The 13,061-nt window shown below is 68.2% G+C and carries 9 protein-coding genes and 1 riboswitch; all 9 genes read left to right on the top strand.

The window, feature by feature from the left end:
* Positions 1–54 precede the first annotated feature (54 nt).
* Positions 55–1,287 carry a cyclopropane-fatty-acyl-phospholipid synthase family protein gene (locus D893_RS01080; RefSeq protein WP_018946956.1) on the top strand — a complete coding sequence of 411 codons (1,233 nt, stop codon included), beginning with the start codon at positions 55–57 and terminating at the stop codon, positions 1,285–1,287.
* Between the two features lie 110 nt (positions 1,288–1,397).
* A complete protein-coding gene (locus D893_RS01085; RefSeq protein WP_110618954.1) occupies positions 1,398–3,296 on the top strand; it encodes a hypothetical protein in 1,899 nt (632 codons plus the stop codon).
* Positions 3,297–3,350: 54 nt separating this feature from the next.
* Positions 3,351–3,602: riboswitch (cobalamin riboswitch) on the top strand.
* A 152-nt stretch (positions 3,603–3,754) separates the two neighbouring features.
* Positions 3,755–5,620 carry a TonB-dependent receptor gene (locus tag D893_RS01090; protein ID WP_110618955.1) on the top strand — a complete coding sequence of 622 codons (1,866 nt, stop codon included), beginning with the start codon at positions 3,755–3,757 and terminating at the stop codon, positions 5,618–5,620.
* Positions 5,621–5,624: 4 nt separating this feature from the next.
* A complete protein-coding gene (locus D893_RS01095) occupies positions 5,625–6,191 on the top strand; it encodes a cob(I)yrinic acid a,c-diamide adenosyltransferase (RefSeq protein WP_018870226.1) in 567 nt (188 codons plus the stop codon).
* A 190-nt stretch (positions 6,192–6,381) separates the two neighbouring features.
* Entirely contained in the window at positions 6,382–10,920 is a 4,539-nt protein-coding gene (locus D893_RS01100) for a cobaltochelatase subunit CobN (RefSeq protein ID WP_110618956.1), read from the top strand.
* A gap of 35 nt (positions 10,921–10,955) precedes the next feature.
* Positions 10,956–11,396: a MotA/TolQ/ExbB proton channel family protein gene (locus D893_RS01105; RefSeq protein ID WP_024329023.1), complete on the top strand. Its 441-nt coding sequence runs from the start codon at positions 10,956–10,958 to the stop codon at positions 11,394–11,396.
* Positions 11,393–11,692, top strand: coding sequence for a DUF2149 domain-containing protein (locus tag D893_RS01110; protein ID WP_110618957.1), 300 nt, complete (start codon positions 11,393–11,395; stop codon positions 11,690–11,692). Before D893_RS01105 ends, D893_RS01110 begins: the two co-directional genes overlap by 4 nt.
* Positions 11,693–11,745: 53 nt before the next feature.
* On the top strand, positions 11,746–12,354 hold the full coding sequence (gene cobO / locus D893_RS01115) for a cob(I)yrinic acid a,c-diamide adenosyltransferase (protein ID WP_018946962.1): 609 nt from the start codon (positions 11,746–11,748) through the stop codon (positions 12,352–12,354).
* Between the two features lie 75 nt (positions 12,355–12,429).
* Positions 12,430–13,044 carry a Uma2 family endonuclease gene (locus D893_RS01120; protein ID WP_110618958.1) on the top strand — a complete coding sequence of 205 codons (615 nt, stop codon included), beginning with the start codon at positions 12,430–12,432 and terminating at the stop codon, positions 13,042–13,044.
* Positions 13,045–13,061: the final 17 nt, after the last annotated feature.

A 13,061-nucleotide genomic window follows, 5' to 3' on the forward strand; every position in this document is an offset into this window, starting at 1 on the left:
AAATAGCCGGACACGGAATCGTGCCGGATTTCAGGGAATCGAGGGCACTCAGTAATGATTGAACGGATGCTGGAACAGCATGTTCGCCACGGGACGCTGACCCTGCGTCGCCCGGATGGCACCGAGCAGCGTTTTGGCAGCGGCGAGCCGGAAGTGGTCATGCGGCTGCATGATGCCAGCGCCCTGAAGCGCATCGCGCGGGATCCCGGCTTCGAGCTGGGCGAGACCTACATGGACGGGCTGTGGTCGCCTGGGCCGGAGGGGCTGCGGGCCTTTCTTGATATGACCATGCGCAATTTTGCGCCGATGTTCCAGAAACGGGTCGGCTTTCTCACACGCACGCTGCGCGGGCTGATGGAGCAGGGCAATCGTGTGGCGCGCAGCTACAAGAATATCTCTCACCATTACGACGTGGACGAATGGTTGTTCCGGCGCTTCCTCGACGAGGGGATGTTCTACAGCTGCGCCTATTTCGCCGAGCCGGGGATGACCCTGGAGGAGGCGCAGCAGGCGAAGTGCGAGGTCCTGCGCCGGAAACTGTGCCTGGAGCCCGGCATGCGCGTGCTGGACATTGGCTGCGGCTGGGGCGGGCTGGCGATGTATCTGGCCGAGCACGCGGATGTTCGGGTCGACGGCATCACCCTGTCGCGCGAGCAGCTGCGGGTAGCGCAGGACGAGGCGAAGCGCCGGGGTCTGGAGCATAAAGTGCGGTTTCTCTATCAGGATTACCGCGAGCACGAGGATCAGTACGACCGGATCGTCAGTGTCGGCATGTTCGAACACGTGGGGCAGCCGAACTACGGCACCTTTTTCCACCGGGTCAACGAGCTGCTCAAGCCAGAGGGGATCGCGGTGCTCCACACCATCGGTCGCCAGGAGCCGCCGGCCACGGCCAACCCCTGGCTGAAGAAATACATCTTCCCCGGCGGTTACACCCCCGCCCTGTCCGAGGTGATGGAAGCGCTGGAGCCCACGCCGCTGTACACCACCGACATCGAATTCTGGCGGCTGCACTATGCCGAAACCCTGGCCGAATGGTACCGGCGCTTTCAGGCAGTCCGTGAAGACGCGGCGGCCAGTTTCGACGAGCGCTTCTGCCGCATGTGGGAGTTCTATCTGGCGAGCTGCGAGGGCACCTTCCGCTGGTGGAAGCAGGTGGTGTTCCATATCCAGATGGCGCGCCGGCAGGATGCCGTTCCGCTCACCCGCGACTATCTCTGCGGGCGGGAAGACCCCGGGATGCGTTCGGTGCCGCCGGCGGACGAGCTGATTTCTTCCGCGCGGTGAACCCCGGGCTCCGGCACGGGTCCAGTGTGGATTCCCGTCGTCGCTGACGGCGACGCGCAGGGCTTGCGCGCTTTACACTGACCGGGGTTTCCGGTGTTCGGGGAGTAGGGGTGTTCCGCCTTTTTCGTCAACGCAAATCCGAGGCCCCGGGCGCCCCGGAACCGCAGGAGTCGACTCAGGACCAGGTCCTGATCGAGGCTGCGGGACGCAGCCGCATCACCGAGGTGGCGACCAGTGCCCGCAAGGTCCCGTGGTCGCTGAACCTGCTGCAGCTTTTGTGGGCGGCCGGCCCCGTGACCTTCCTCGCGATGCAGGGCGGCTACTTCCTCGGGTTCGGCCATGCGGCTCCCACCCAGAATTTCGTCTTCTTCGCGGTCTATACCCTGCTGTTCGGGGTGATCGGCCTGATCGCCCGCTTCGTCGCCGATGCCACGCGGGGAAGGCGGCAGGAGCGCTCGCAGGTCCAGCTGCGCAACACGATCGATTTGCTGCCGGATCTGCTGTTCGCGACCCGCGACCTGGCCATGGGCGAGATGACGCCGGACATGCGGCGGCGGCAGTCGGCGGCGGTGCTGCTGCACGAGGTCGAGGTATCGCCGGAAGCGGTGGCGGTCGCGGTGCGCGAGATGACTGGCGACCCGACGCTGGCCTCCACCGCCGAGCAGATCGAGATCTACCGGCGCCTGGGGCTGCATGCGCGGGTAGCGGACCTGGTGGAGGCCACCGCCGATGCCCGCATGGCCGCGCTGGAGCGCCTGCATGCGGAGGATTCGGAGCTGGCGGAATTGCTGCGCGACCGGCTGCAGGGGGTTGCGCCCACCCGCGAGGAGGGAGTGCGTCGCATCGACCAGTTCCTCGAGCGCCTGTTCTCGGCGGCGGATGCCGACGATCTGTCCCGCTGCAGCCTGGACGACGTGCAGGCGATCTTTGTGCTGGCCTTCGAGTTGATGAACGGGCGTCAGATCAAGCGCCTGACCTTCGAATGGTCCGGGTCGTGGCAGTTGGGGCGGGCCCTGGATCGACTGGAATACCAGGGCAATCGCTTCCGCGTGGCTCAGGCCGGGGTCATCAGTCGTCTGCGTTCGCTGGCCATGTTGCTGGCACACAGCGAGACCAGCGGCATCACCCAGCAGCATCTGCGCGAACCGCTGCCGGTGCTGGGCCAGCAGGTGCTGGCAGGCCTGCATGCCATGCTGGCGGCCGAACCGGACGTCCGCACCGCGGACGGCCGTATCCTGGGGGTCGCGATGGCGCAGGTGGACGAGCTGCGCGAGGCGCGCAACCGGTTGATGCAGGCGCAGAGCCGCTATGGCGACGCGGCGGAGCGCTGGGGAGCCCTGCGCCGTCGCGAACGCGACCGCAAGGGGGGGCGGCGCTGGGAAATGCGTTCGGCGCGGCGCATCCGCGTGTCCGAGGAGCTGATCGAGCTGGATGACAACCAGAAGATCAAGCTGGCCGACGGGCTGTGCGAATACCTCGAGGAGCTGCAGATCCGGCGCGAGGGTGATTTCATCTATTTCGGCAAGAAACCGCTCGACAACGAGACCGCCAAGCGCATCGGGATCCAGCTGGCGCTGTTGCTGGACCCGCTGGTGGATCTGACCAACCCGAGTATCCAGCGTGCGATCTATTCCAGTCCGGCGGCCTATCTTGGCGGCCTGTATGTGGGCATGAGTGCCGACGCCAAGGCCGGGCTGGGATCGGCCATGGTGCGCATGGTGCGCCAGGACCTCGGCCGGACGGCCGAGTGGCTGGCCCTGCGCCTGACCCGGGTCTATCACCTCCCGCTGACCGAGGGCCTGCGCGAATTCCTCCAGCGTCAGTACGGGGCCAACCCGGAGCGACTGGCGATGCTGGCGCAGAACACCGGAGATGAATCCCACCATCCCGTGGCCCTGCGGGCCGAGCGCTCGCCCGAGTTCGACGCCATGCTCCAGGACAAGGAATGGGGCCGCCTTCTGCGTCGTGGCGCCCGCTATCGCCAGGCCGAGGAGGCGCGGCAGAACTGAACGCCGCGCGGTCGGCCGGAGAGCACGGGTGGAAAATCAGGGGGGGCTCATGTACCCTGCGCCCCGTTCCTCGGTGCCCTGGCGGTTTCGCCGCCGGGTTAAACGGGAAGTCCGGTGAGCGCTCACGCGCGAGTCCGGCGCTGCCCCCGCAACGGTGATCGAGCGCGGATCCATTCCGGAGTCCTTCGGCAGTGGATCCTCGAGGCGGCGGCCGAATGCCACTGTGTCATGGACACGGGAAGGCGCCGCCCGCCGGGAATGTCCCGCTCGTCAGCCCGGAGACCGGCCGGGGAATGGTCGTGCGGCACGCGGAGGGCGTGCGAGACGGATGACCGTTCCCGCCACGGGTCCCCGTACCCGTTTCCCGCCGGGAATGCGTTCCTCGTCTTCATCCCTCGCGCCGGCGCGATCCCCGTGAACCAGCGGCGTGCGGGCGGCTCGCCGGGAGATCCGAAGACATGAAACGCAGCATCCTTTCCGCAGCCATCGTTGCAGCCGTGTCCCCGGCCGTGGCCGACGAGGCGCCGGGCACCGACTCCGACTCCGCGACCCTGCAACCCGTTCAGGTCACTGCGACCCGTCTCAGCCAGACCGTGGACGAGGCCCTGGCCTCGGTGACGGTCATCGACCGCGAAGAGATCGAACGCCTGCAGCCGCGCCAGTTCACCGATCTGGTAGAGGGGCGCGCCGGGGTCTCCGTCTCCAGCGCCGGCCCGTTCGGCAAGCAGTCGAGCGTGCGCCTGCGCGGCACCGAATCCGATCATCACCTGATGCTGATCGACGGCGTGCGCATGGGCTCGGCCACCACCGGTGGTGCCAGCTGGCGGTTCCTGCCGCCCGAGGAGATCGATCGCGTGGAGATCGTGCGCGGGCCGCGCACCTCCATCTATGGCTCCGATGCCATCGGCGGGGTGACCCAGGTCTTCAGCCGTGCGGGCCGCGAAGGGCCGCCGCGGGTCAATGCCTTCCTCGGCGCCGGCAGCTTCAGTACCTGGGAGGCCGGGCTCGGCGTGGCCGGCGGCACCGGGCGCACCGATTACAGCCTGTCCGTCAGTATGTTCGATACCGAGGGCATCGACGTGCAGGACGACGTGGGTGACGACGATCCGGATGGCTATGACAACACTTCGCTGGCCGGCAAGGTTGCCCACCGCCTCGACAACGGGATCGAACTTTTCGGCAATGTCCTCTATTCCGAAGGCCGCTCGGAATACGATGCAGACGAGCCCGGCACGGGGGTTCCATACGATCAAGCTTATACGGACTTTGTGCACGCCGCTCTCCGGGCCGGCATTCGTGTTCCGCTAACCGACCGCTGGGATACAGAATTCACGCTTGCCCAGTCACGGGATGAAGGTGACCGGGTGACGGAAGGCGGCGTGTCCGGGGGAAGTGTCGATCAATTCGACACTCGGCGGGATCAGCTGACCTGGCGCAACGATGTCCGCCTGGGGGAGCGAACCGACCTGATCGCCGGGGTGGATGCCTACGAGGACCGTGTCGACAGTACCGCCGATTACGACGAAGACTCACGTTATAACGTGGGTGTCTATTCGGTCGTGCGCACCGAACTCGGCAACCACGATCTGGAAGGCTCGCTGCGCTACGACGACAACGAGCAGTTCGGTGACAAAACCACCGGGCAGGTCGCCTGGGGTATGCAGGCTACAGATGCGCTGCGTCTCCGTGCTTCCTACGGTACCGCCTTCAAGGCGCCCACATTCAACGATCTTTACTGGCCTTCGTCCGGCCCGATGAGTTTTCGCGGGAATCCCGACCTCGAGCCGGAGGAATCGGAAACGTTTGAACTCGGGGCGAGGTACTCGGCGAGTCTCGCGTATGTCGACGTCGCGGTGTTCGAGACGCGAGTGGATGACCTCATTACCGGGTTCCCGGTGCGCGAAAATGTCGACGAGGCGCGGATTCGCGGGTTGGAAGTCGAGGGTGGCCATGACCTCGGGCCGTGGAATTCGCGGGTGTCGTTGACCCTGCTGGACGCCGAGGACCGGGATTCCGGAGATGAACTCGCGCGTCGGGCCCCGGTTTCCGCCCGCTTCGATCTGGACCGCCAGATCGGCGATTTCTCCGTGGGTGGTACGGTCCTCGCCCGGAGCCGAAGCTATGAATACGATTTTACGGGTGAACCAAGCCGGCTCTCGGGCTACGGCACCATGAACCTGCGCGCGGCGTATGCCCTCGACCCCGAATGGACGGTCGAGGGCTCCCTCACCAACGTCTTCGATCGGGATTACGAGACCCAGGGTGGCTACAACAACCCCGGCATGGGTGCGTTCGTGAAACTGCGTTATCAGCAGCAGAGGTAAGGTCATGGGCAATCGACTGTCGAAGATCGCGACCCGCACGGGTGACGAGGGGCGTACCGGCCTGGGCGACGGCTCGCGCGTGGACAAGGACTCGCATCGCGTCGAGGCCTTTGGTGATGTGGACGAGCTGAACAGCGTGATCGGGCGGGTGCTGGTGCACGAGCTGCCCGAGGACGTACGGCGTTCGCTGTCGCTGATCCAGCATGAGCTGTTCGACCTGGGCGCGGAGCTGGCGGTGCCGGGGCATCAGGCGCTGCCGGAGGCGTCGGTGGAGCGCCTCGATGTCGAGCTCGAGGGCTTCAATGACGAGCTGCCGCCGCTGGAGGAGTTCATCCTCCCGGGGGGCGGCCCGGCCACCGCGGATTGCCATATTGCCCGCACCGTCTGCCGCCGCGCCGAGCGGCGGCTGGTCGCGGTCAATCACCACGAGGCCCTGCGGCCCAGCTCGCTGGCCTACCTCAACCGCCTGTCGGATCTGCTGTTCGTGCTGTGCCGGGTGCTGGCGCGCCACGAGAACGGTTCCGAGGTCCTGTGGCAGCCCGCCGCTCGGCGCGAGGCCTCCGGCGGCTGAATCTGCCCGCGGCGCCGTGACGGCGGATCCGCGAAGGCCCCGATCGACAACAGTGCCGCGACGCTGACGCGACCCGCGGCCGATCTCCTTTTCTTCACGCTCCGTCGGGACGCCTCGAGTGTCCCGGCGGCAGTGTGTGCACGTATCCGGGTGTTGAATGATGAGTACATGGAAAAAACGCTACCCCCTGTTGCTGGCGCTGCTGCTGCCGGGGGTTCCGGCGGCGGACACGGAACCGGCCCCGCATATCCTCGGTATCGTCTCGGATCGCTCCGCCGCCGAGGTCACGGCCGGGGCGCATCGTTTCCTCGAGGCCTTCCCCGAATCCGACGTGCGCCTGCGCACCCCGGAGCAGCTGGCCGACAAGGATGACTCCGAGGTCACCGCGTTGTGGGAGGACGCGGACGCCGTGCTGGTGGCGGCGGTGCTGGGCGACGAGGTCGGCCGCCTGACGCGGCTGCTGCGCGAGCGCGGCCCGAATGCCGAAATCCCGCTGCTGGCGATCAACAGCGACCGGCAGCTGACGGCTCTGTCGCGCCTGGACGGCGAGCAGCCGCTGGCCGGTCTGGAAGACGACGAACGGACCGAGCTGGCGGAGAACCCGGATGCCGACGAGGATCCGCGCGAACACCTGCGGGAACAGCGACAGGCGTTTCCCGAACAGGCCGGCTGGCTCACCGGCCGGGCGTATTACCAGGGGCGTACGCCGGAGAGCATGGAGGGCCTGATGCGCTGGCTGGCCGCCGAGGCCGGCCACGACATCGACGTGCCGCAGCCCGATCCGCGCGAGACCATCCGCTTCTACCACGATGGCCACGCGGTGGACGCCGCCGCAGCAATGGATCTGGATGAACGCCCGGCGGTGGCCCTGCTGGACCTGGACACCGGCGACCGGCCGGGGGACCGTGCGCTGCTGGACGCCGCCTGCGACGCGCTGGAATCGCGCGATCTGCAGTGCTTCGGCGTGCTGGCGCGCTGGGGCGGTGCCAGCCGGCAGGCGGTGGAGGACCTGGCGCAGTCGGCGGCACCCGCCGATCTCGCCGGCATCGTCTCCCTGCAGGACTTCGTGATCGGGGGCGGCGGTAACCGCGAGGCGGTTGCCGGGGCGCTGGGCGAACTGGACGTGCCGGTGGTCAAGGGGCTGCGCCTGGCCTCGCGGAGCGAGGACGAATGGCGGGTCGCGCATGACGGCATCCCCTGGGACAGCATCCACTACCAGGTGGCCATGCCCGAACTGCAGGGCGTGAGCCAGCCCACGGTGCTGGCCGCCGCCGGCGAGCCCGAGATCGACGACCGCACCGGCGTGCGCCTGATGCTCTCCGAGCCGATCCGGGAACGGGTCGACGCGGTGGCCGAACGCATGGCCCGCTGGCAGCGCCTGCGCGAGCGCTCCAACGCCGACAAGCGCGTGGCCATCGTCTACTACAACCATCCGCCGGGGCGCCACAACATCGGCGCCGACAAGCTGGATGTCCCCGAGTCGCTGCTGGAGACCCTGGATCTGCTGCGCGACGCGGGCTACGACACCGGGGATCACCCGGAAGATGCAGAAGCCCTGCTGGACGACATCCAGGACCGCGGCGTCAACCTGCCCGAGCATGCCGACGCGGCCGCCGACATCGCCGGCCGCGTGGCCAGCCTGGATGCGGAGACCTATCGGTCTTATTTCGAGACCCTGCCGGAGACCGTACAGGCCGAACTGGTGCACGGTCCGGTGGGCTATCTGCACGAGCGGCTGCTCAAGGCCCGCGAACTGGGCGCGACCGACGCCGCCGAGCGCGCGCTGGAGAACGGCATCGGCGACCTGCGCCACATGGTGCAGAACCACTCGCACGATGCACAGGAGCGTGCGCAGTCACTGATCGACCAGCTGGAGCGCGAGTGGGAGGCGCTGCTGGACGGCGGTGGCGATCTGGCCCGGGCGGAATCCCTGCGCGACGCCCTCACGCGCACCGGCATCCCGGGCCTGAGCGGCTGGGGCGAACCCCCGGGCGAGGCCATGACCCACGACGGGGCGATGCATTTCCCCGGGATCGAATACGGCAACGTATTCATCGGCCCGCAGCCGCCGCGGGGCTGGGAGGTCAGCGAGCGGCTGCTGCACGCCAACACCACGTTCCCGCCCACCCATCAGTACGTGGGCTTCTACCACTGGCTGCGCGACCATTTCGAGGCGGATGCGCTGGTCTACATGGGGCGCCACTCCACCCGCGAATTCCTGCCGCGGCGCCGCGCCGGGCTGGCCCCGGACGACTATCCGGAACTCCTCGGCGGCCCGTTGCCGGTGCTGTATCCCTACATCGTCGATGGCGTGGGCGAGGGCATCCAGGCCAAGCGTCGCGCCCAGGGCGTGATCATCAGCCATCTGACGCCGGCGCTGGCGACCACCGAGCTCTACGACGACCTGCTGGAACTGCGCCAGCTGGTCGAAAGCTATGAGGCCAGCACCGATCCGAATTCTCCGACTCAGGCCCGTGCCGCGGAGACGCTGCTGGCCCGTATCGAGGAGCTTGGTCTGAGCGAGACCATCGAGGAGGCGATGGACGCCCATGACCACGACCATGACGAGGAACATGCTCACGAGGGTGATGACCACCACAACCATGACCACTCCGGTGAAAGGGGCAAGGAACACGATCGGGAGCACGAGCACGAGCACGAGCACGAGCACGATCGGCACGAGGATCATGCCGAGGGATATGACGGGAAACACGCGCACGAGCATGAGCACGCGCACGAACACGGGGCCGGGAATGGTCATGAAGAGGACCACGAGGCCGGTCTGGCCGATCTCGACGAGGAGCTGATGGTCCACGACATCGGTCACTGGGTGACCGACATGCAGGAGGAGCACATGCCCCTCGGGCTGCATGTGCTGGCCCGCGACTGGGATGGCGAGGCCGTGGACACCATGCTCGACTCCATGGCCGGCGACGCGGAGCCGGACGCGGCGATGCGCGAGGCCCTGGAGGGTTCGCCCGCCAATGAGGGAGCGAACCTGCTGGCGGGGCTCGAGGGCCGTTTCGTGCCGCCGAGCCGCGGCAACGATCCGGTACGCACCCCGGATGTCCTGCCCACCGGGCGCAATTTCCACGCCCTGTCCTCCGATCTGGTGCCCACCCGCATCGCCTGGAGCCTGGGCCAGGACCTGGCCGCGGATGCCCGCGAGCAGGGCGACCCCGAGGCCGAAGGCAGCGAGGCCGTGGTGCTGTGGGCCTCCGACACCGTGCGCGACGAAGGCGTGATGGTGGCCTTCGGACTCGACATGCTGGGGGTCGAGCCCGAGTGGAACAGCCGCGGGATCGTCGAGGGCCTGAAGCTGATGGATCTCGACGAGGCCGATCGTGAGCGTCGGCGGGATGCCCTGTTCACCACCTCGGGCCTGTTCCGCGACCTCTACGAGGATCAGCTGGTCTGGCTGGACCAGGCCGCGCGCCTGGCCCTGGACGGCTCGTCGAAGACCATCCGCGCCGAATATCCCCACCTGGACGAAGCGCTGGACGTGGCCCTGAAACCCCTGGGCGAGGACCTGAGGGATCCGGGCCGGGAGCCGCTGGAGCGCAACGACGTGGCGAGCCAGTGGGTAGCCGATACCCGGGCGCTGAAATCCGATGGCGTGGAGGCGGTCGAGGCCGGCCGCCAGGCGGCGCTGCGGGTGTTCGGCACCGCGCCGGGGGCCTATGGCGCCGGGGTGAACCGTCTGGCCGACCGCTCCGGGGCCTGGGAGGATCGCGCGGAGCTGGCCGACGCCTATGCCCGGCGCATGGGGCATGCGTATGGCGCCGGGACCCGCGGCGAGCCCGCTCACGAGGCCTTCGATGCGCGTCTGGAAGGCGTGGGCCGCACCTATCTGGGACGCGCCAGCCATCTCTACGGCCTGCTGGACAACGACGACGGCTTCGACTTCCAGGGCGGTCTGTCGGCCGCGGTGGAACACGCCCGCGGAACCCCGCCGGACAATCGCATCCTGCAGCATGCCGACCCCGACAACCCGCGCGTGGAGAGCCTGCAGCGTGCGCTGATGACCGAGCTGCACGGGCAGAATCTGAACCCGCAGTGGATCGAGCCGCTGATGGATCACGGCTATGCCGGGGCGCGGACCTTCACCGCCGATTTCGTCAACAACCTGTGGGGCTGGCAGGTGACCAGTCCCCACGTGATCGGTTCCGAAGCCTGGGACCACGTGCACGACGTCTACCTGCAGGACCGGCACGACCTGGGGCTCGACGAGTTCCTGGAAGACGGCCACAAGGTGCACGTGAAGACGCACATGCAGGCCACGCTGCTGGTGGCCGCGAGCCGCGAGTTCTGGGATGCCGACCCCGAGGTCCTGCAGGCGCTGTCCGAGGACTTCGCCGAACTGGTGGTCGAGCACGGCCTGCCCGGCAGCGGTCATACGCGGCCGGATCATCCCGTGCTCGACGAAGTCGCCGAACGCCTGGACGACGCGGAACTGGCCGAGGCCTTCGAGGCCGTGCGCGAGGCCGCGCAGATCGAACGCGAGCCCGCCGAGACCGACCCGGCGCGCATGGCCGAGATCCAGCCGCTGGAACAGCCGGATGCCCGCGAGATGCAGGAGGCCCCGGAGCCGGCCGAGGCCGAGGCGGCGGAGGCCGAGGACGGCCGCGAATCGGGCGAGGCGCGCGCCATGCCGTGGATCCCCTGGCTGGTCTCCGGGGCCCTGTTCGTGCTGCTGCTCGGGGGCATCGTCGCCGGCCGGCGCCGTTAAGAAAGCGCTGAACAAAAATTGATGAGGTAACGCGAATGTCGTTCTCGATCACGATGGAACTGATGGACACGGTGGTGAGCTGGCTGCTGGAGCCGGTGATCATCGGCCTGCTGGTGCTGGTCGCGGTGGCCGTCTGGGAGCTGGGACAGGCCGTGGGCGAGCGCACCGGCGGGGTGCGGCGCCTGGAGGTCAGCGGCAATGCCGAGCGGCTGGCGTTCCTGGCGCGGCGGCGCATCGACCGTGCCGACCTGCTGGCACGCATCGGCCCGATGCTGGGGCTGATGGGGACGCTGATCCCGCTGGGACCGGGGCTGGCGGCCATGGGCCGGGGCGAACTCGACGTACTGGCGCAGGCGGTGACCGTGGCCTTCAACACCACGGTCCTGGGGCTGCTGATCGGTATCCTCGGCTTCCTGCTCGGCCGCCTGCGCCGGCGCTGGTATGACGGCGCGATGGAACGCATGGAGGCGGCATGAGGGTCCCGCACTACCGTGCCAGCCGGTTCGATGCCCCGGACGAGGAACCCATGGGGCCGCTGGCCAACCTTGCGGACATCATGCTGGTGTTCGCGGTCGGCCTGATCGTGGCCCTGGTGGCCGCCGACGACGGGCTGGAACAGCAGGAAGCCGGTGGCGTGGAGGTCGAGGCCGGCGAGGAGGTTCCCGAACTGCCCGACGGCGCCGGCGAGACCGGCTCCGGCTTCGAATCCATGGGCCAGGTCTACCGCGACCCGGAGACCGGCCGCATGCTGCTGATCGAGGGTGGCGACTGAGCACACCCGAGCCGGCCGCCCGATGGCCGCAAACCGAATCGAGGAACAGGACCATGAGTGAACAGGACGAACGCGCGCGCCGCCACGCCGAGCGCATGGCGCGCAAGAAGGAAGTGGTGGACCGCAAGATCGCCGAGGCGCAGGAGGAACGCGGTGTGTTCCTGGTGCTGACCGGCAACGGCAAGGGCAAGAGCTCCTCCGGCTTCGGCATGGCGGCGCGCGCGCTGGGCCACGACATGCAGGTGGGCATCGTGCAGTTCATCAAGGGCCGTTTTGCCACCGGCGAGGAGGCCTTCTTCAAGCGCCAGGACAACGTGCAGTATCACGTGATGGGCGAGGGCTACACCTGGGAGACCCAGGACCGCGACAAGGATGGCGAGGCCGCGCGCGAGGCCTGGGCCCACGCCCGCGACATGCTGACCGATCCGGGCATCGACCTGGTGCTGCTGGACGAGCTGCACATCGCGCTGAAGTACGGCTATCTGGATGTCGACGAGGTGGTGCGGGACCTTACCGCGCGCCCCGAGATGCAGCACGTGATCACCACCGGCCGCGCAGCCCCGCAGGGCCTGATCGACGCCGCCGACACGGTGACCGAACTGCAGGTCGTCAAGCACGCCTTCCAGGCCGGCATCAAGGCGCAGAAGGGGATCGAGCTGTGACACGGCGGACGCTGCGGGCAGCCATGGCGCTGCGCTACTATCAGGGGGATGACGGCCCGAACCGGAGACTCCAGCATGGGCAACCCGCAACCCGCACAGATGGATGCCGACGCCTTTCTGGCGTGGGAGGCCGAACAGCCGGAGAAGCACGAGTTCGTGGCCGGCGAGGTCTTTGCGATGGGCGGGGCCTCGGATCGGCACGTGACGATCTCGCTCAATGTGGCTTCAGCCCTGCGCGAACACCTGCGCGGCGGACCCTGCCGGACCTTCATCGCGGACATGAAGCTGCGGGTGGAAGCGGCCGATGCCTTCTTCTATCCGGACGTGATGGTGACCTGCGATCCGCAGGACCGGGGGCGCGAGCAGTACAAGCAGGCCCCGCTGCTGGTGGTGGAGGTCCTGTCGCCGTCGACCGAGGCCTTCGACCGCGGGGCGAAGTTCGCCGCCTACCGTTCCCTGGCCTCGCTGCAGGAATACCTGATGATCGACCCGGCCAGCGGCGCGGTGGAGCTCTACCGGCGGGACCCGGAGGATCACTGGGTGCTGTACACGCACGAAGCGTGCGATGCCACGGGGCGCGATGCCACGGGGGATGCCGTGGAGCTGCGCAGCGTCGGCCTGACACTGGAAGGCGGGCGCATCTTCGAGGATGCGCCGCCGGATACGGCGCCTCCCGCGAGCGAGGCCTGACCGCGCGCGGTCTTCGA

The sequence above is a fragment of the Thioalkalivibrio sp. ALE21 genome (assembly GCF_003208255.1).
GTDB lineage: Bacteria > Pseudomonadota > Gammaproteobacteria > Ectothiorhodospirales > Ectothiorhodospiraceae > Thioalkalivibrio > Thioalkalivibrio halophilus.